Origin of the sequence: Aeromonas sanarellii (assembly GCF_000820085.1) — a bacterium.
GTDB lineage: Bacteria > Pseudomonadota > Gammaproteobacteria > Enterobacterales > Aeromonadaceae > Aeromonas > Aeromonas sanarellii.
On sequence record NZ_CDBN01000036.1, the window covers coordinates 55,560 to 74,139 of the forward strand.

Below are 18,580 nucleotides of genomic sequence, written 5' to 3' on the forward strand. Positions count from 1 at the left end.
TGCCAGAAGACTCAATAAGTTATGGGCACTTTTCCCGCTCGTGGCGACTCATAAAACCACACGAAAACAACATATCTATCTAATGGCGCGGGTTCAAGTGCAAAAATCTCCGGCGTTCATGTCGCAGGAGGGTTTGGGGTCGAACGACGCTCAACTCTGGCCTTAAGCGCGGGGACGGGGCAGGCCGGAGAATTATTTTTGCCATGCCAGAAGGCTCCCTCTGTGTCTTGTCATGGGCTTCCCATATACTCAGCCATCCCCATTGGAAGGTTCGGCAATGGACGCCTCAATTCTGCTCAATCTGGATGTCTTCACGCTGATGCTCATGGCCCTCGGGGGCTACAGCCTGGGATTCATCACCCTCTCCATCATCTGGTCCACCCACAGGGAGATCCCGGGCCTCGGGCTCTGGTGGTGGTCCAGCCTCTGCGCCCTGGCGGCCCAGTCGCTGTTCTTCCTGCAGGCGTTCGCACCCCACATGGCGGGGATCTGGCTCGCCAACCTGCTCATCACCCTCTGCATCGCCCTGATGCCACTCGCTATCCAGCGCTTCTTCGGCGAGCCGCCAAACTGGCGTGCCTTCGCGCTCTTCATGGTCATCTATGTGCCGATCCTCTGCTGGAGCGTACTGTTCAACGATCACATGGCCCCCAAGGTGCTGCTGGCCTGCCTGAGCTACATGGTGCTGGGGGCGGTGATCGTCTTTCTCATCTGGCGGCACGGCTATCCCGCCTACCTGCCGGCCGTGCTGGTGTTCACCGTGGTCAACATCCTGCTCTACGGCTTCAACCTGGTGCGCATGGGCTCCCTGCTCAGCGGCGAGGCGCGGGTGCTGATGGATCAGCACGTGGTCAACGTGCTGCCCTTCCTCTCCATGCTGATGGGCAACTATCTCTCCACCTTCGGGGTGTTGCTGCTCTGCACCCAGTACCGGGCGCTGGCCCTGCGCCGGCAGGCGAGCCAGGATCCCCTGACCGGCCTCCTGAACCGGCGCGGCTTTATGGAGCACTGCGCCAGGGCGCCGAAGCAGGGGGCCCTGGTGGTGCTGGATCTGGACGACTTCAAGCAGATCAACGATCGCCACGGTCACGAGGCGGGGGACAGGGTGCTGGCGGCGGTGGGACGCTATCTGGCGGCGCAGGGGGATCTGGTGGCCAGTCGCTTCGGCGGCGAGGAGTTCGTGCTGCTGCTGCCAGAGGGGGATGCCTTGGCTCAGCAGGCCCGTTGCGAGCAGATCCGCCAGGCCATTGCCACACTGCCCCTGGCGGGGATCCAGGTCACCGCCAGCCTGGGGCTGGTACCCGGCGCCCGCGAATGGCACTTCGACACCCTGTTCAGCCAGGCCGATCGCGCCCTCTACCGGGCCAAGCGCAGCGGCAAGAACCGGGTCTGTCTGCCGGCCTGAGCCGACGGGGTTCAGCCCGGCTCGGTGGCCCGCGGCTCCGACCGGGCAAAGGAGTGCCGGATCAGCCACCTGGTAGCATCAGACCTGGATGGCCGTCTGGCAGCCCGTCAGCGGTGCAGCTCGCCCGCGCGCTCCGGCTGATAGACCACCTCCAGGATCTCCACCTGGATGGTGCGACCGGCCGGGCCGGGCCAGGCGATGCTGTCACCCACCTTGAGCCCCAGCAGGGCACTGCCGACGGGCGCCAGCACGGAGATCTTCGATTCGTCCCCCTGCACGTCCTTCGGGTAGACCAGGGTCAGGCAGAAGTCGTTGCCACTGCTTTGCATCTTGAAGCGCACCGTGCTGTTCATGGTCACCACGTCCGGCGGCATGTCGGCGGGTTCGCGGATCTCGGCGCGATCCAGCTCCTCCTGCAGGGCCAGGTGCTGCGGGTGGCTGCCGAGCAGCTGTTCGATACGATCCAGATCCAGGCTGGAGATGACGAGATGAGGCTGTTGCATGGGGTATTCCTTATCAATGGCTGACGAGACCAGGATGACGGGCAGGCTGGTCGACAATGGGTTCGAAGGGTGAGAATAGATCGCAAGCGCGATGCCCCCGAGCGACTCGCGCAGCGGGGCGAGGGCGGGGGCTCAGCGGGGTGTGAGCGTACTTGAAGAAATCATGATTGCTTTCATGGGGATACCATAACCATTCTGAATGGCTTTGGCAATTCAGGGCGCCTGATAATCATACTGGTGCAGGATGCGGGCGAGGCTGCCATCCTCCCGCATCCCCTGGATGGCCTGGCGCCAGCGCAGCGCCTCGCTGCGGGAGAAGCGGTGGCTGGCAGCCAGGTAGAGGGTACTCTGTTGCAGGGTCTGGCCCCGCACCAGATCCGGGAGCGGCAGGCCGGCCCGCTGCTGGTTGTAGCGGGCGGTGTTCCAGGCCACGGCCCAGGCCTGGATGCGGCCGCGCGCCAGCTTGCTGGCGTTGCCCACCTCCTCGCCGACCTGCTCCTGTGCCACGCCCGCCAGCGGCAGGAGCAGGCTCTGGCCATGGGAGCCCCGCAATACGCCTACGGTGAGGCCGGGCAGATCCGCCACGGTGAGGGGGGTCGGGTGATGGTTGCGGTGGCTGACCAGCACGAATGCCTCCTCCAGGAGGGGGGCAATCCAGAGAAACTGGGATTCGCGCTGGGGATTTCTGGCCGGCGGCAGCAGCAGGACGTCTGGCCGGTGGCGGGTCTGGCTGAGGGCGCGGGCCAGCGGCATCAGCTCGATCTCCAGCGTCTCCCCGAGGCGGCGAGCCGCCTCCTCCAGCACCTCGATGGCCATGCCGCTCGGTGCCCCCTGATGGGAGCGAATGACATAGGGGGGAATGTCAGCGGCCACGACGACCACGGCGTGGGCCCGGGGGACCCACAGGAACGGGGAGCAGAGCAACAGGAGCAGGATGACGAGGCGCATGGAAAGTCAGGTCCGGGATGAATGCACAGAGTGTAACATCCCGTTACCCGATGTCAGCCTGCCCATGGTGACCGGGGCGGGTTCAGTCGAAGAAATCCCGCAGATCCAGGGTCTGGTACCCTTCCAGCCGTTGCCAGGGTAGGGCTTTGGGCAGGGGCTTCAGGGTGACCTCCATGCGGTAGCTGCGATAGCCGTCGAGGCTCGCCGATTCCACCACCAGAGGGATCTGCCAGCGGCCGGACCAGAGGATGCGGGTGCGCTGCCTGCCCTCGCGTTTCTCGTACCAGCGGGCCTGTTCGGGGGCCGCCTCGTCGAGGGGGGTCATGCCTTGCAGCAGGGCGGGGTCCACCAGGTGGCGAAGTTTGTCCCAGTGGGGGGTGAAGGCCACCTGGCCATACTCCTCGGGCGGTACCTCCACCAGCTGGTTGTGCCAGGCATCGGCGTAGCGCAGTTGCAGGTCTCCCCCGTCATCCAGGGTGACCCAGCGCGCCGCCATCTGGTGGGTGAAGTGCTTGTGACCGGGGTTGGCGTCGTGGGTGGCGTGATAGGCTCGCGCCAGGGGGAGGGGAATGAGCCGCTGGCTCCACACCTGGTTGCCGACCCGCAGCCACTTCTCCTGCCACTGGCTCTCCCGAGTGATGCCATCGCTGCCGGTGACCCTGTCCTGATAGCGGATGCGGGCGGCCAGATCGGGTACCTCGTCGGCCAGGAGGGGGAAGGAGAGGGCGCTGCCCAGCAGCCATAAAGAAAACAGCGTTTTCATCATCGTCTGTCGCTCGAACGGGCAGGGCCCGGCGCGGTGCCGGGCCCCGTCGGTCACAGGCCGAGCGCCTCCCTGAGCTTGCCGAACACACGGGTGTTGTCCAGCGTTCCCTTGAAGCGGTCGCTGCCGGCGCCGTCCGCAAACAGCATCACATCGCCGCCGCCGTGGGTCTCGGAGCCGAGCTTGACACCGGTCTCCTGCAGGTAGTCGTCCGCCATCACCTGATCGCTGGTGAGGCTGGGGCGCAGGTCCTGACGGTTTGGGCCGTTGCCGAACACCAGGGTAGTGAACGGCTTGCCGTCGACGTCGTTCTGGGTGGAGCCATCGGCGTTCTTGACCAGGTCCAGCACAGGGTTGCCCTTGGCGGAATAGCCGTTGATGGTCATGGTGTGGTCGTGGTCGGCGGTGACCACGATCAGGGTATCGCTCAGGTCCACCTTGCCGAGGGCCGTCTTGACCGCCTCGTCCAGCGCCACCGCATCGGTCAGCGATCGCTTGGCGTTGGTGGCGTGCAGGGCGTGGTCGATACGGCCCCCCTCCACCATCAGGAAGTAGCCCTGGTCGTTCTGGCTGAGCAGATCGATCGCCTTGGCGGTCATCTCGGAGAGGGATGGCTGGGTGCTGGCCGCCCCCTTGGCGACGCGGTCCAGCTCGTAGTCGAGGTGGGACTTGGCACTGAACAGGCCCAGCACCTTGCCGCTCTCGACCTTGGCCAGATCACTTTTGGTGGTGACGTACTGATAGCCCTGGGCCGTCAGCTCGGCGGTGAGATCCCGGCCGTCGGCTCGGCCGCCCTTGTTGCTGGCGCTGTTGTACGGTGTCCAGTGGTTGGCGCCGCCCCCCATCAGCACGTCGACCCCGTCCCCCAGCGCCGGGTTGAAACCGGCGCCGCCCGGCACCGCCTGCTCGGCGATGGCGTAGGCGGCGTCCCGGTGACAGATGTGGGCGTAGGTGGCCGCCGGGGTGGCATGGGTCAGCTCCGTGGTGGTGACGGCTCCCACCGACTTGCCCGCCGCCTTGGCCAGTTCGAGTATGGTGGGCACCGGGGTGCCGTTGTCGCTGGTGCAGTGGTTGACGCCCTTGTTGCCGTTGGCATCCTTGCCGGGGGCGACGGCCTGGGTGTCGCTGCTCATGGCGATCACCTCGTTGTTCATCTTGACCCCCGTGGTGTAGGCCGCCATGGAGGGGGCCGAGTCGGTGGTCTGGGCATCGTGGGAGAAGGTCTTGATGCGCGCGCTTCGGGGCAGCTTCATCATCTCCAGATCCCCCGCTTCCCCCACCTTGTAGAGGCGGGTGGCGGTGAGTACCGTGGGGCCCATGCCGTCACCGATAAAGAGGATGACGTTCTTGGCGTCGGCGGCCTGTGCCTGGGAGAGGCCGCCCTGAGTGCCGCAAAGGGCGCCGAGCAGGGCGGTGCAGACCAGCGTCTTTTTCATGGTGTTATTCATCCTGATAGTCCCTTACAGCTTGGCCGCAGCCTTGATCTTGCCGAACACGGCGGTGTTGTCGAGGGAGCCGTGGAAGCTCTCCGCCCCCTGGCCGATGGCGCCGAGGAAGACGTCCGTGCCGCCGTGGGTCTCGTTGCCGAGCTCGCCCACCTTGACCACCACCTCCTGGTGATAGTCGTCGGCGGAGACGGTGGCGTCGTCGAGGGCCGCCACGCTGCTGCGCGGACCGTCCACCCGGTTGTAGCCGTTGCCAAAGCCGATGATGGTGTAGGGCATGCCATCGCTGTCCTTGCTCGGCTCGCCGGTCTCGTAGTTCTTCACCAGCCCGAGCACGCCCGGATTGCCTGACGTGGTCTTGCCGGTGCGCTTGGCATAACCATTCAGGACGAGCGTGTGGTCATGGTCGGCGGTGACCACGATCAGGGTGTTCTTGAGCTCGGGGTCTGTCTTCTTCACCTCAAGGATGGCGGCCTGGATGGCGCCGTCGAAGGCCAGGGTGTCCTGCAGGGCGCGCTTGGCGTTAGTGTCGTGCAGGGCGTGATCGATGCGCCCCCCCTCCACCATCAGGAAATAGCCCTTCTCTTTATCCTTGAGCTGCTTGATGGCGGCCAGGGTCATCTGGGCCAGAGACGGCTCGCTGGCCGGCCTGTCCAGGTCGTACTTCATGTGGCTGGCGCCGAACAGCCCCAGCAGCGGCTTGCCCGCCTCGGCCCGGTTCAGCTCGTCCAGATTGCTGGCGAACTGGTAGCCCTTGGCCTGCATCTCGGCGATGAGGTTGCGGCCATCGGTACGCTTGCCCTTGTCGGCGGTGGGCAGGAAGAAGCCGCTGCCGCCCCCCAGCACCACGTCCAGCCCCTCTTTCAGGGCCGAGTTGTAGCCAGAACCGCCCGGTACCAGCTGGACGGCGATGTCCGCCTCCAGATCCCGGTTGCAGATATGGGCATAGGTGGCGGCCGGGGTGGCGTGGGTCACCCGGGTACTGGTGACCACGCCGGTACCGCGGCCGTCGGCCTTGGCCAGCTCCAGCAAGGTGGTGACCGGCTTGCCGCCACTCTGGCTGCAGTCGCTCTCCTGGGTGGCGTCGCCGTCCATGCTGATGACGCCGTTGTTGCTCTTGACCCCGGTCATGTAGGCCGCCATGGAGGGGGCCGAGTCGGTCACCTGGGCATCGTGGGAGAAGGTCTTGATGAAGGCCGTTTCCGGCAGGGTGTCGATGGTGAGGCTGCCCTCTTCCCCGACGCCGTAGATCCGGGCGGCGGTCAGGGTGTTGAGGCCCATGCCGTCCCCGAGGAAGAAGATCACGTTCTTGGCGCTGGGCTCGGGGGTGGTGCTGTCGTTGTTGGAGTTGCAGCCGGCGGCCAGGGCGGCGCCTATCATCACTGCAAGTCCTGCCATCTTTCTCATTGGGGTTCGCTCCTTGTGAAACCTGAGCGCAGCCTAGAGGTCACAGATGACACTTTTAGTGAAGCGGGATGACAATACGATGAAGCTATCATCCAAATGTTATGTTGTATCAATCACTTATTGATGAGGCGTCACCCGGTGGCGGACGAGCCCCGGGGACGGACCCGCTTGCCCATTCCCTCGGGGGAGTGCGTCCAACCGGCCAGAATGGCCTGTCAAATCGGGGCCGCAGCAGGTAAAATGCGCCCCCTTGCGATGAGTGCCCGCGGTCTGGCGCCTCACCACGCGCCTGCAGCCCGAGAGGGGACCGCCCCCTATGAGAGAGTAACGGATATGTCCATCAACTGGTTCCCCGGCCACATGCACAAGGCCCGCAAAGAGATTGCCGAGGTCATGCCCCAGGTCGATGTCATCATCGAGATGCTCGACGCCCGCATCCCCTTCTCCAGCGAGAACCCCCTGGTGCCGGAGCTGCGCGGGGATACCCCTGTGATCAAGGTGTTGAACAAGGCCGATCTCGCCGACCCCGAGATCACCGCACTCTGGGTGGCGCACATGGAGCAGGAGAAGGGGATCAAGGCATTGCCCCTGACCCAGCAGGAGCCGGAGAAGATCAAGCAACTGCTGACCCTGTGCCACGAGATGCTCCCTGAGCGCAACTTCGAGCTGCGCGGGGTGCGCGCCATGATCATGGGCATTCCCAACGTGGGCAAGTCCACCCTGATCAACACCCTGGCCGGGCGCATCATCGCCAAGACCGGCAACGAGGCGGGGGTGACCAAGTCCCAGCAGCGGATCAAGCTGGACAACCACGTCATCCTGACCGATACCCCGGGGTTCCTCTGGCCCAAGCTCAACCCGCCCTCCTGCGGCTACCGGCTGGCGATCACCGCCGCCATCAAGGACACCGTCTTCGACTATGCCGACATCGCCATGTTCGCCGCCGATTACTTCATCAAGGCGTACCCCGAGCGGATCAAGGCGCGCTACCAGCTGAGCGAGCTGCCGGAAACCGAGATAGAGCTGCTCGAGCTCATCGCCCGCCAGCGCGGCTTCATGCGCAAGGGGGGGCTGGCGGATCTGCACAAGGCCTCGGAAATCCTGGTCAATGAATTCCGGTCCGGCATGTTGGGGCGGATCTCCCTGGAGACCCCGGAGATGGTGAGGGTCGAAATTCAGGAGGCCGAGGCCGAGGCCGAACAGAAGGCGAAGGAGAAGGCGGAGCGGGAAGAGGAGCGCCAGGCGCGCGCCCGCCGCAAGTACGCCAAGAAGCGTCAGAGATAACCCCCTGCTGTCAGCGTACAGATGTGCAGAAGCGGCGACCCCGGGGTCGCCGCTTCTCTTATGGGTGCGGGAGCACCCTCACGGTCAGGGGGGGCGGACAGCGGAGTGAGGCAGCTCAATCGCCTCCCTGCCCTGAACCAGCCCTCCGGTGGATGAACGGGACAAGCCTGATGCCGGGCGGTGTTTCAGGGGAGCTGTCAGTGCAGCCCCCCTACGCCCAGCAACCCCCTGAGCGCGCCGTTTCAGACGGATTGACAACCTGGCGGGCGGTGGCATGATGCGCTCGCCTCTTGCCTCTCCTCAGGGTTTTATCCATGACCACTTACTCCCGGCCAGTGCTGCTCCTGCTCTGCGGCCTGCTGTTGTTGACCCTGGCCATCGCGGTGTTGAATACCCTGGTGCCGCTCTGGCTCGCCCATGCCCATCTGCCGACCTGGCAGGTGGGCATGGTCGGCTCCGCCTATTTCACCGGCAACCTGCTGGGGACCCTGCTGGCGGGGACGCTGATCGCCCATTGCGGGTTCAACCGCAGCTACTATCTGGCGTCCGCGATCTTCGCCGCTGGCTGCGTCGGCTTGGGGCTCACCCTGGGATTCTGGAGCTGGCTGGCATGGCGATTCATCGCAGGGATCGGCTGCGCCATGATCTGGGTGGTGGTGGAGAGTGCGCTCATGTGCAGCGGCAACGCGCGCAACCGGGGGCGCCTGCTGGCCGCTTATATGATGGTCTATTACGTGGGCACAGTGCTCGGGCAACTGCTGGTCAGCAAGGTGCCGACGGTGCTGATGGCGGTGCTGCCCTGGGTGACCGCTCTGGTGCTGGCGGCCATCTTGCCCCTGCTGTTCACCCGCATCGTCAACGCCCCCGGCGGGCATCAGGCAACGACCCAGGTCTGGCCCATGCTGCGCCTGCGTCAGGCGCGTCTGGGGGTGAGCGGCTGCATCATCTCCGGCATCGTATTGGGATCGCTCTATGGCTTGATGCCGCTCTACCTGAACCACCAGGGGGTGAGCGATGCCGGCATCGGCTTCTGGATGGCGGTGCTGGTGAGTGCCGGCATCCTGGGGCAGTGGCCTGCCGGTCGCCTGGCGGATCGCTTCGGGCGCATGCAGGTGCTGCGGGTACAGGTGCTGGTGGTCATCCTGGGCTCAGTGGCAATGCTCGGCAGTGCGGCCATGGGGCCGACGCTGTTCATCCTGGGGGCTGCGGGTTTTACCCTCTATCCGGTGGCCATGGCCTGGGCCTGCGAGCAGGTCGAGCAGCATCAGCTGGTGGCCATGAACCAGGCGCTGCTGCTGAGCTACACCATCGGCAGCCTGCTCGGCCCGACCCTGACCGCGCTCCTGATGCAGCACTGTTCGGATCAGCTGCTGTTCATGGTGATCGCCGGGGTCTCCCTCGTCTATCTGCTGATGCTGCTGCTGCTGCGCAAGATGGGCGAACATCCGACGCCGATGGCCCATGCCTGAGACGGGCCTGTCCCGTGACGAAAGAGCGGTGCCATCTGTTGGCCGCTCTTGTCCACGAAGCGCGTGCCGGCCATCACTGTTGTGCCTTATATAAGGAAGAGGCGACCCCGGGGTCGCCTCTTGCATGTCCTGGGTCGGGGGCGCCGCTCAACCGAAGCGGCGCCGCGCCTCCTCGAACAGGCAGAGGTGCAGCGGGATCAGCTGTTGCCAGTCTCGCCGGTAACCGCCGCCCGGGACGGCGGCGATGGGCAGCCCGTGGCGAACGGCATAGTCAAAGACCATGGCATCGCGCTGGCGTACGCCGGCGTCGGTCAGGGAGAGGTAGCCGAGCTCGTCGTCCCGGTGCACATCCACCCCGGCCTGATAGAGGATGAGGTCGGGGGCGTGGAGCCTCAGCGCCAGGCTCAGCGCCTGGGCCAGGGTTTCGAGGTAGGCGTCGTCCCCCATGCCGCTTGGCAGGGCGAAATCCAGGTGGGAGGCTGGCTTGTGGCGTGGGAAGTTGTGCTCCCCGTGCAATGAGAGGGTGATGATATCGCGGCTGCCTGCGCACAGCGCCGCACTGCCATCCCCCTGATGGACGTCGAGATCGACGATCAGCACCCGCTCGCAGCGTCCCTCGTCCAGGCAGGTCCGGGCCGCGATCACCAGATCGTTGAACAGGCAGAAACCGCTGCCAAAGTCCCGATGGGCGTGGTGGTAGCCGCCGGAGATCTGCAAGCCGCAACCCTGTTCGAGGGCGTGGCGGCTGGCGGCCAGGGTGGCGCCCACCGAACGCAGGGTGCGCTCGATCAGCAGGGGTGACCAGGGAAAGCAGAGCCGACGGATGGCGGCTTGGTCGAGGCGCCCCTGGAGGGCGGCATCCACGTAGTCGGCATCATGAACCCGCATTATCTGATCGCGGCTCGCGGGCGGGGCCTCTGTCAGCGGATAGCCGAGGTCGCCGAGTCGTTCAAACAGCGCCTGGTATTTGGCCAGGGGAAAACGGTGGCGCTCGGGCAGCACCAGGGCGGAGTAGTGGGGGTGATAGAAGATGCGCAGTGACATGCAGCGTCGGCTGGAACGGATATGAAAAAGGGGAGACAGGCTCCCCTTCATGCAGGCGTGCGAGGCGCCATTACTGCTGCTGGATCACCCAGATCTGGAAGGCCTTGCGGGTCTCCGCATCGGCCTTGTTGTACCAGCTCTGCAGCTGGGTCAGGGCTTCCGGATTGCTCTGGGCCTTGCTCGGGGCCACTTCGACCGGTGCGCTGGCGGCAGCCATGACGGCGGCACTGGAGACGGCGACCGTCTTGGGCTGGTTGAAGGCCTTGCCCATCTTGATCAGCTCCTGCTGATAGTCGCGGGTCAGCTGGAAGCCGCCCACTTTCGGCATGACGAATTGCTCGGTCTCGACGGCCTGGCCGCTGACCTTGTCCTTGAGGACGACTTTTTGCTCCTTGATAAAGGCCTTGGCTTCGTCTTCGTTGCGGGGCTTCTTGTAGTCCAGCACCAGGGTCTGGTTGTCACCGGCGGTGAAGTTGATCACCAGGGGCTCGGCGGTCACCAGCTTGATCTCGCTGCGATTGGAGTAGTTGCCCTCGAAGGCCACCACCACCTGGTGCTTGCCGGCGCTGATGGGGAAGCTGCTGGTCTTGTCGAGCAGCTTGGGGTTGATGGACTCGCCATCGATGAGCTGCACCACATAGGGATTGGTTATTTCCAGTTGGCTATCAGCCAGGGCGCTACCTGCCCACAACAGACCAGCCAGGGCCGGCACCAGAACAGTCAGTTTCATTTCATCTCCTTGAACAGTCAGGCGATTGCCCACTGAAAAATAGGGGCTCATTTTTACAGGTTTGCCCTGGAGCGGCAATAGCCGTTTATGACACCGTCCGCCGTGAGGGGGAGGGAATCCGCCGCCAGCGAGTGGGTGGGCAGCCGCTTGCTCTCTCTTGCTCTTGCTTCCCGGGATCCCCGCTCGGTTCGTCAACCAGCGAGCCCCGAACCTTACTCGATGCGCCGGGTGAAGGGGGGCAGGGCGTCCAGCAGTCCCTTGCCGTAGCGTTTGGTCAACAGGCGGCGGTCGAGTATGGTCACCCGGCCCCGGTCCGCCTCTTTGCGGATGAGGCGGCCACAGGCCTGGATCAGCTTGCGGGAGGCTTCAGGCACCGTCAGTTGCAGGAAGGGATTGCCGCCGCGCTGCTCTATCCACTCGGCGGTCGCCTCCTCCACGGGGGAATTCGGCACCGCGAAAGGCAGCTTGGTGATCACCAGGTTGGTGAGGTAGTGGCCGGGCAGATCCAGCCCCTCGGAGAAGCTGCCAGTGCCGAACAGGATGCTGGCCTGGCCGCCGTCACACTTCTGCTTGTGCAGGGTGAGCAGGGCGCTGCGGGACGCCTCCCCCTGCACCAGCAGCGACATGCCCTTGGCCCGCAGTCCCTGCGCTACCTCGTTCATCTGCCGGTAGGAGGAGAAGAGCACCAGGCTCGCCTCCTTGCCGGCCAGCAGGCGGGGCAGGGTATCGATCAGCTCCTGGGTGAAGGCGGGGGCGCTGGGCTCATGGACCATGCTGGGCAGGTAGAGTTCGGCCTTGTGATAGTCGAAGGGGGAGCGAAGGCGCAGATAGCGGGTGCCGTCGTGTTCTTTCAGCCCTACCTGATGGCGGAAATAATTGAAGGAGGAGAGGGCGGTGAGGGTGGCCGAGACCAGCACGGCGCCAAGGCACCTGGACCAGAGCCACTCCTCCAGCAGATAACCCACCTCGATGGGGGAGGCGTGCAGCCAGATGTCCCCATCCTCGCTCCTGGCCATCCAGCGGGCGAGGGGCGTCTTGCCGGTGGGCACATGGCGGCTCAGCATCTCCCACAGCGCGCAGAAGCTCTCCAGCCGTTGCAGATGAAAACCGCTCTCCGCCAGCAGGGGCTCGGCTTCCTTGCGACGGATTTCGCCGTCTTTCAGGGCCTCACCGATGGCGCCCTGCATCCTGTCCAGCGCCCGCAGCGCCTTCTTGCTCGCCTCTTTCAGGTTCTCCGCCAGCATGGGCAGGGGGTCGGGCAGGACGCCGTCGGCAAACCTGTGGTGTTGCTCGCTACCAAACAGGTGCTCGTGGCTGGCGAGCCACTGCTCCAGCGCCCTGAGATCCGGCTGCAGGGAGGCGAGGGCATCCTGCAGTTTCAGCTGGGGGTCGAGCAGGCTCTCCTTGTTCAGCGTCCTGGCCAGCTTGCCCGCACTCTGCGCCAGTTTCTCCAGCCAGCGGCGGGATCCCTTGATGCTGGCGCTGGCGGCGCCGTGGTCGCGGGCTATGGTGGGCAGGTGGTGGGCTTCGTCCAGCACATAGATGCACTCGTCCGGCGGCGGCAGAATGATGCCGCCCCCCATGGTGAGGTCGGAGAGCAGCAGGGCATGGTTGACCACCAGCACGTCGGCGGCATCCATGTCGTTTCTTGCCCGGTGGAAGGGGCAGTGCTGGTGGTGGCTGAGCGCCTTGTTGCAGGTGTGGCGATCGGCGGCGATGGGATCCCAGCAGGTGTCCGGGATGGGTTTGGGCCAGTTGTCCCGATCGCCGTCCCACTTGCCCTCGGTATAGGCCTGCCACAGAGCCTGGTAGCACGCCTTGTCGGCATCCGACGGCTTGTGTTTGCTCAGGGCGCCAAAGTCGAGCTCGAAGTTGGCCATGTCGCTGCCCTGGGCGGCCTGTTCCAGCAGATGCTCACAGCAGTAGCGCTGGCGCCCCTTGACCAGCATGAAGCGAAACGGCAGCTCGCTGTGGCGATGGTAGAACGGCAGGTCCTTGTGGATCAGCTGCTCCTGCAGGGCGACGGTGGCGGTGGAGATCACCAGCTTCTTCTGGGTGAGCCGTGCCACCGGGATGGCGCCCTGGGCATAGGAGAGGGATTTGCCGATGCCGGTGCCCGCCTCGGCCACCAGGATGCGGCGGCTTTTGTCATATTCACCGGTGAGCGTCTTGGCGATCTCGGCCACCAGAAAATTCTGCTCCTTGCGCGGCACAAAACCGGGTAAACCATCGGCAATCTGGCGATAGGTATTGCGGATGGTGGCTTTGAGACGAGTCGATAGCATAAAGGCGGTGTAACCCTGTGTAAGGTGAATCAGCACAGGATACCCGCAAGAGGTGACTCGGGTCGAGGCAAGGGGGAAGCAGCCGTCATGGAAGGGGGGCCGCACTTATGTCATGGGGTGGATGGCACGTGCAATAAATCACCAAAAAAGCGTGATTCAGGCAGAGAGTATCGCTGTAAACGTTTTCCCTGATGGCGCAAACATTGTGAGATTCAGCTCACAATTTTTTCCCTATGACTATGGTTTTCATAAAAAGTTCCAAGTTTTTTCATTGCGGATCGGAAAACCCGGTGATAGTCTCGGCGGCATAGTGATGCAAAGAACATCGCTAACACAGGGAATAACAAGGACTTAGTGTTTAATTACAGTAGGCATTGGAAACAACTATGAAAAAGACAATTCTGGCTATTGCTATCCCGGCTCTGTTCGCATCCGCAGCCAACGCTGCTGTCGTTTACGACAAAGACGGCACCTCCTTTGATATCTATGGCCGTGTTCAGGCTAACTACTACGTAGAGCACGACGACACCGACGCTGAACTGGTTGGTTCCTCCCGTCTGGGCTGGTCCGGCAAAGTTGCTCTGAACAACACCTGGTCCGGTATTGCCAAGACCGAGTGGCAAGTTTCTGCCGAAAACTCCGCCAACAAGTTCGACTCCCGTCACATCTGGGTTGGCTTCGACGGTACCCAGTACGGCAAGATCATCTTCGGCCAGACCGACACCGCGTTCTACGACGTGCTGGAGCCGACCGATATCTTCAACGAATGGGGTGACGTAGGTAACTTCTACGACGGTCGTCAAGAAGGCCAGATCATCTACTCCAACACCTTCGGTGGCTTCAAGGGCAAGCTGTCCTACCAGACCAACGATGACAAGGCCGTCAAGGTTACTGACATCGGTCAAGGTATCAAAGAAGACGCCATCTATGGTCCGAACGCCAAGCGCAACTACGGCTACGCCGCTGCTGCCGGTTACGACTTCGACTTCGGTCTGGGCCTGAACGCCGGTTACGCTTACTCCGACCTGGAAAGCACCGCTTCCAGCGCTTCCGGCGACAAGAAAGAGTGGGCCCTGGGCGCACACTACGCCATCAACGGCTTCTACTTCGCTGGTATGTACACTCAGGGTGACCTGAGCTATGACAACACCACTCAAGGCAGCAACAAGGATAAGGGCCGTGGCTACGAGCTGGCTGCTTCCTACAACGTAGACGCCTGGACCTTCCTGGCTGGCTACAACTTCGCCGAAGGCAAGGTACTGTCCAACTCTGCCGGTTCTTCCTACGAAGACATCGTTGACGAAACCCTGCTGGGTGTTCAGTACAACTTCACTTCCAAGTTCAAGGCATACACTGAGTACAAGATTCAGGGTATCAACGACAAGGACGACGAGTTCACTGTTGCCCTGCAATACAACTTCTAATCCAGTCTTAATCCGGATTTAGTTGATAAACGGCCAAGCTTGCTTGGCCGTTTTGTTTTATTCGCCTTTCACCTCCTTCGCTTCCTCTTGACGTCTGGTGCTGCGCCAGGTCACGTTGTCTTCCTTGCCCCCTTGGCTCTCTTCTCGTAAATCGCTAGATTATTCAGTTTGTTGAAACAGGGCTGGCCGACAGGGAAGGATACCTTTTGATCGATTTCACCCACCCCGAGTGGCGCGCGCTGGCGCAGCAGTTGTTGAGCGGGGCCCCCCAGGTTATCCGCGGTCGCCAGTGGCAGCCCCTTGTCGGCATGCTGAGGGACAATCAGCTGCTACTCACCCTCGGCAACCATCGCTATGAGCTGACCCCGGCCGGACGGCGCTATCTGACCCGCGAGCTGATGCTGGCGGAGATAGCGTGCGCCCCCCCGGAGCCGGAGGAGTGGCTGCAGTCCCACGGCTGGCAGTTGGGGGAGAAGGTCAACGATCGGGTGCTGGCGGCTCTCTATCGCAAGGGGGAGGCGAGTTTCAGCCCCATCGAACAGATCGACTTCGAAGACAAGGGGATCCGGTTGTGCCGCGATCTGCCGCTTCGCCTGCGCTCTGCACGCCCGTTCAGTCTCTTCTTCAGCGGCGGCACCCTGCTCGATGCCACCCCCTGGCTCCAGACCCTGGGGGAGGTGGCGCTGCCGGCCCGCACCCTGACGGGGCTTGGCAAGATCCTCTGGGGGGAGGGGGAGATCCAGCGGGTGATCAGCACGGATTGCGTCGGTGCCTTTGCCGAGCTGCGCCTGCCCGCCGACGCCCTGCTGGTCTGGCATCCCGCCGAGGATCCCGGCGCCCTGCAACCCCTGATTGCCGCCTTGCCTCCCCATACGCTCTGGAGTCACCTCACCACCCTGGATCCGGCCGGCGTCGACAGGGTGCTGATGCTGGCCCAGCGGCTGGGGCGCCCGGCGAGCTGGTGGCTGCCGCAAGATCTCGTGCCCATCAAGGCGGCCTACGGTGCGCCCCTGCAGGACAGCCGCCCCTGGGAGCCGAGCCGTATCCCTCGTCCGCTGCTGGCGCTGTACGCCGATCTGGTGGAGTCCAACCAGGGGCTCTCGGCCGAGGTGTGCGCCCTGGCGCCAGACTGGCACGCCGTTGGCTGACGGGCTGCCAGCGACATCGAGAAAGCGGTTTTCCCCTATGGAAGGCGGTGGTATAAAGAGTTGACGGAGCGCTCGCCAGACGGGCGCTTTTGTTTGCCAACCTACTTTGCCAGCCAACGAACTCAACGGAATACAGGGAATACCATGTTTGAAAAGGTTGTTGCCGCCCCAGCGGATCCGATCCTGGGCCTGACCGAGGCCTTCCGTGCCGACTCTCGCAGCCACAAGATCAACCTGGGGGTCGGGATCTACAAGGATGAGACCGGTGCTACTCCTATCCTTCATTGCGTCAAGAAAGCTGAACAGAAGCTCTTGACCGACGAGAAGACCAAAAACTATCTCGGTATCGAAGGCAATATCGAATACGGCCGCATCGTGCAGCAACTGCTGTTCGGCCGTGACTCGGCGCTGGTGACCAGCGGTCGCGCCAAGACGGCGCAGGCGCCGGGTGGTACCGGTGCCCTGCGCATCGCCGCCGAGTTCGTGGTGCGCAACGGCCTGGCCAAGACCGTCTGGATCTCCGATCCCACCTGGGCCAACCACGTCAGCGTGTTCCAGGCGGCCGGTCTGACCGTCAAGTGGTACAAGTACTACGATGCCGCGACCAAGAAGCTCGACTTTGCGGCCATGCAGGCGTCACTCTCCGAGGCCCAGGCCGGCGATCTCGTGCTGCTGCACGGCTGCTGCCACAATCCGACCGGCATAGACCCCACCAGCGATCAGTGGCGCGCCCTGGCCGAGCAGAGCGCCGCCGCCGGCTGGCTGCCGCTGTTTGACTTCGCCTATCAGGGCTTTGCCCGCGGTATCGAGGAAGATGCCGAAGGCCTGCGCATCTTCGCCGAGTGCCACGACGAGCTGCTGGTGGCGAGCTCCTTCTCCAAGAACTTCGGCCTCTACAACGAGCGGGTCGGTGCCTTTACCCTGGTCAGCGCGACCCAGGCGATCGCCGATGTGGCCTTCACCCAGGTCAAGACCGTCATCCGTGCCAACTACTCCAACCCGCCGTCCCACGGCGCCGCCGTCGTCACCGCCGTGGTGAGCGATCCGGCCCTCTATGCCGAGTGGGTGGAAGAAGTGGCCGCTATGCGGGTGCGCATTCGCGAGATGCGCGAGCTGCTGGTGGCGAAGCTGGCGGAACGCGGCGTGAGCCAGGACTTCGGTTTCATCCGCGAGCAGAACGGCATGTTCTCCTTCTCCGGCCTCTCCAAGGATCAGGTGGAGCGCCTCAAGAGCGAGTTCGCCATCTACATCGTCGGCTCCGGTCGGATCAGCGTGGCCGGGATCACCCGAGCCAACATAGATCCGCTCTGCGACGCCATCGCCAAGGTGTTGTAAAGGAGGCGAAAAGGCTGCGGATTGCATCACCCGCGTCAATATATAGCTCCGCTCTGCGACGCCATCGCCAGGGTGCGGTAAGCGAGCCATGGGTATCCGTTCAATAAAAAGCCCGCCGGGGAGACTCGGCGGGCTTTTTCGTTCCTGCGGTTTTTACCTCAGCGGCGACGCTTGCCGCCCCCCAGCAGGGAGCCGAGCACCCCCCGTACCAACTGCCGCCCCACCTCGTTGCCCAGGGTGCGGGCCACGCTCTTGGCGGCGGTCTGCACCACGCCGTCGTGCAGGCCACCGCGCGGGCCGGTGCGACCGAACAGGATGCCGTTGAGGGCATCGAGCAGACCGCCTTCCCCGTTGGATGGCTGCTCGCTGCCTTGCTCGCTTGTGGGGGTCACCTTGCCCCCATTGAGCCGCTCGAAGGCGGACTCCCTATCTTCCGGCGTCTCGTAGCGGCCGTAGAGCAATGAGCCCTGGATCAGGGCTTGCCGTTCGGGGTCGCTCAGGGGACCGATGCGGCTGGCCGGGGGGGCGATGAAGGCGCGCTCCACCACGCCGGGGCGCCCCTTCTCGTCGAGCAGGGAGACCAGGGCTTCCCCGACCCCCAGCTCGGTGATGACGCCGGCGGCATCGAAGGCCGGGTTGGTGCGCAGGGTGTTGGCGGCGATGCGCACCGCCTTCTGATCGCTCGGGGTAAAGGCGCGCAGGGCGTGCTGGATCCGGTTGCCGAGCTGCCCCAGCACGCTGTCGGGGATGTCGGCCGGGCTCTGGGTCACGAAGTAGACACCCACCCCTTTCGAGCGGATGAGCCGCACCACCAGCTCTATCTTCTCCAGCAGCGCCTTGGGCGCGTCGTTGAACAGGAGGTGCGCCTCGTCGAAGAAGAAGACCAGCACGGGTTTCTCCGGATCCCCCACCTCGGGCAACTGTTCGAACAGCTCGGAGAGCAGCCAGAGCAGGAAGCAGGCATAGAGCCGGCTGGACTGGGTCAGCTTGCTCGCGGCCAGCACGTTGATATGGCCGTGACCGGCCTCGTCGGTCTGCAGCAGGTCCTGAATGTCCAGCATGGGCTCGCCGAAGAAGTGATCGCCCCCCGCGCTCTCCAGGGTGAGCAGGTTGCGCAGGATGGTGCCGATGGAGGCGGTGGACACGTTGCCGTAGCGGGTGGTGAGGGTCTTGGCGTTGTCCCCCGCGAACTGCACCATGGCGCGCAGGTCTTTCAGATCGAGCAGCAGCAGCCCCTCGTCGTCCGCCACCTTGAACACCAGCTCCAACACGCCGCTCTGGGTGTCGTTGAGGCCGAGCAGGCGGGCGAGCAGCAGGGGCCCCATGTCGGAGACGGTGGCCCGCACCGGATGGCCTTGCAGGGCAAAGAGATCCCAGAACAGGGTGGGGC

General features: G+C 64.1%; 15 protein-coding genes. 6 read left to right on the forward strand and 9 right to left on the reverse strand.

What is annotated here, in order from left to right:
* The first annotated feature begins 277 nt into the window (after positions 1-277).
* The gene (locus tag BN1132_RS07350) at positions 278-1,405 is read left to right on the forward strand and encodes a GGDEF domain-containing protein (RefSeq protein ID WP_042076414.1); all 1,128 of its coding nucleotides are present in this window, start codon (positions 278-280) and stop codon (positions 1,403-1,405) included.
* Positions 1,406-1,512: 107 nt separating this feature from the next.
* On the opposite strand, the gene rnk is transcribed toward BN1132_RS07350, so the two are convergent.
* The 5 genes from rnk to BN1132_RS07375 form a co-directional block, all read right to left on the reverse strand.
* Positions 1,513-1,908, reverse strand: coding sequence for a nucleoside diphosphate kinase regulator (gene rnk, locus BN1132_RS07355; RefSeq protein ID WP_042076417.1), 396 nt, complete (start codon positions 1,906-1,908; stop codon positions 1,513-1,515).
* A 213-nt stretch (positions 1,909-2,121) separates the two neighbouring features.
* Positions 2,122-2,856 (reverse strand): substrate-binding periplasmic protein, encoded by a 735-nt coding sequence (locus tag BN1132_RS07360; protein WP_042076419.1) that lies wholly within the window; start codon positions 2,854-2,856, stop codon positions 2,122-2,124.
* Between the two features lie 82 nt (positions 2,857-2,938).
* Positions 2,939-3,622 (reverse strand): hypothetical protein, encoded by a 684-nt coding sequence (locus BN1132_RS07365; RefSeq protein WP_042076452.1) that lies wholly within the window; start codon positions 3,620-3,622, stop codon positions 2,939-2,941.
* A 50-nt stretch (positions 3,623-3,672) separates the two neighbouring features.
* Positions 3,673-5,067: an alkaline phosphatase gene (locus BN1132_RS07370; protein ID WP_042076422.1), complete on the reverse strand. Its 1,395-nt coding sequence runs from the start codon at positions 5,065-5,067 to the stop codon at positions 3,673-3,675.
* 12 nt (positions 5,068-5,079) lie between these two features.
* Positions 5,080-6,471 carry an alkaline phosphatase gene (locus BN1132_RS07375; protein ID WP_042076424.1) on the reverse strand — a complete coding sequence of 464 codons (1,392 nt, stop codon included), beginning with the start codon at positions 6,469-6,471 and terminating at the stop codon, positions 5,080-5,082.
* 333 nt (positions 6,472-6,804) lie between these two features.
* Here BN1132_RS07375 and ylqF point away from each other — a divergent pair, with 333 nt between their 5' ends.
* The gene (gene ylqF / locus BN1132_RS07380; protein WP_042076427.1) at positions 6,805-7,755 is read left to right on the forward strand and encodes a ribosome biogenesis GTPase YlqF; all 951 of its coding nucleotides are present in this window, start codon (positions 6,805-6,807) and stop codon (positions 7,753-7,755) included.
* Between the two features lie 314 nt (positions 7,756-8,069).
* Positions 8,070-9,224, forward strand: coding sequence for an MFS transporter (locus BN1132_RS07385; protein ID WP_042076428.1), 1,155 nt, complete (start codon positions 8,070-8,072; stop codon positions 9,222-9,224).
* 147 nt (positions 9,225-9,371) lie between these two features.
* On the opposite strand, the gene BN1132_RS07390 is transcribed toward BN1132_RS07385, so the two are convergent.
* The 3 genes from BN1132_RS07390 to dinG all read right to left on the reverse strand — a co-directional run bounded on the left by BN1132_RS07390 (position 9,372) and on the right by dinG (position 13,283).
* Positions 9,372-10,268 (reverse strand): histone deacetylase family protein, encoded by an 897-nt coding sequence (locus BN1132_RS07390; RefSeq protein ID WP_042076429.1) that lies wholly within the window; start codon positions 10,266-10,268, stop codon positions 9,372-9,374.
* A gap of 70 nt (positions 10,269-10,338) precedes the next feature.
* Positions 10,339-10,998 carry a YccT family protein gene (locus tag BN1132_RS07395; RefSeq protein ID WP_042076431.1) on the reverse strand — a complete coding sequence of 220 codons (660 nt, stop codon included), beginning with the start codon at positions 10,996-10,998 and terminating at the stop codon, positions 10,339-10,341.
* Positions 10,999-11,210: 212 nt separating this feature from the next.
* On the reverse strand, positions 11,211-13,283 hold the full coding sequence (gene dinG, locus BN1132_RS07400) for an ATP-dependent DNA helicase DinG (protein WP_042076433.1): 2,073 nt from the start codon (positions 13,281-13,283) through the stop codon (positions 11,211-11,213).
* 386 nt (positions 13,284-13,669) lie between these two features.
* On the opposite strand from dinG, the gene BN1132_RS07405 reads away from it, so the two are divergent.
* The 3 genes from BN1132_RS07405 (at position 13,670) to BN1132_RS07415 (ending at position 17,190) form a co-directional block, all read left to right on the forward strand.
* Positions 13,670-14,707: a porin gene (locus tag BN1132_RS07405; RefSeq protein ID WP_042076436.1), complete on the forward strand. Its 1,038-nt coding sequence runs from the start codon at positions 13,670-13,672 to the stop codon at positions 14,705-14,707.
* 206 nt (positions 14,708-14,913) lie between these two features.
* A complete protein-coding gene (locus tag BN1132_RS07410; protein WP_042076439.1) occupies positions 14,914-15,855 on the forward strand; it encodes a hypothetical protein in 942 nt (313 codons plus the stop codon).
* Positions 15,856-15,999: 144 nt separating this feature from the next.
* Complete coding sequence (locus tag BN1132_RS07415; protein ID WP_042076440.1) at positions 16,000-17,190, forward strand: amino acid aminotransferase; 1,191 nt, start codon at positions 16,000-16,002, stop codon at positions 17,188-17,190.
* 158 nt (positions 17,191-17,348) lie between these two features.
* On the opposite strand, the gene BN1132_RS07420 is transcribed toward BN1132_RS07415, so the two are convergent.
* A partial coding sequence (locus BN1132_RS07420; protein ID WP_042076442.1) for a helicase HerA-like domain-containing protein occupies positions 17,349-18,580 on the reverse strand: 1,232 nt, incomplete at its 5' end.

What these genes read in the sequence shown, in the direction of transcription:
- ylqF (WP_042076427.1), top strand. Translation starts at nt 6,805, where the DNA reads ATGTCCATCAACTGGTTCCCCGGCCACATGCACAAGGCCCGCAAAGAG.
- BN1132_RS07360 (WP_042076419.1), bottom strand. Translation starts at nt 2,856, where the DNA reads ATGCGCCTCGTCATCCTGCTCCTGTTGCTCTGCTCCCCGTTCCTGTGG.
- BN1132_RS07365 (WP_042076452.1), bottom strand. Translation starts at nt 3,622, where the DNA reads ATGATGAAAACGCTGTTTTCTTTATGGCTGCTGGGCAGCGCCCTCTCC.
- BN1132_RS07390 (WP_042076429.1), bottom strand. Translation starts at nt 10,268, where the DNA reads ATGTCACTGCGCATCTTCTATCACCCCCACTACTCCGCCCTGGTGCTG.
- BN1132_RS07350 (WP_042076414.1), top strand. Translation starts at nt 278, where the DNA reads ATGGACGCCTCAATTCTGCTCAATCTGGATGTCTTCACGCTGATGCTC.
- dinG (WP_042076433.1), bottom strand. Translation starts at nt 13,283, where the DNA reads ATGCTATCGACTCGTCTCAAAGCCACCATCCGCAATACCTATCGCCAG.
- BN1132_RS07415 (WP_042076440.1), top strand. Translation starts at nt 16,000, where the DNA reads ATGTTTGAAAAGGTTGTTGCCGCCCCAGCGGATCCGATCCTGGGCCTG.
- BN1132_RS07395 (WP_042076431.1), bottom strand. Translation starts at nt 10,998, where the DNA reads ATGAAACTGACTGTTCTGGTGCCGGCCCTGGCTGGTCTGTTGTGGGCA.
- BN1132_RS07385 (WP_042076428.1), top strand. Translation starts at nt 8,070, where the DNA reads ATGACCACTTACTCCCGGCCAGTGCTGCTCCTGCTCTGCGGCCTGCTG.
- BN1132_RS07375 (WP_042076424.1), bottom strand. Translation starts at nt 6,471, where the DNA reads ATGAGAAAGATGGCAGGACTTGCAGTGATGATAGGCGCCGCCCTGGCC.
- BN1132_RS07370 (WP_042076422.1), bottom strand. Translation starts at nt 5,067, where the DNA reads ATGAATAACACCATGAAAAAGACGCTGGTCTGCACCGCCCTGCTCGGC.
- BN1132_RS07405 (WP_042076436.1), top strand. Translation starts at nt 13,670, where the DNA reads ATGAAAAAGACAATTCTGGCTATTGCTATCCCGGCTCTGTTCGCATCC.
- rnk (WP_042076417.1), bottom strand. Translation starts at nt 1,908, where the DNA reads ATGCAACAGCCTCATCTCGTCATCTCCAGCCTGGATCTGGATCGTATC.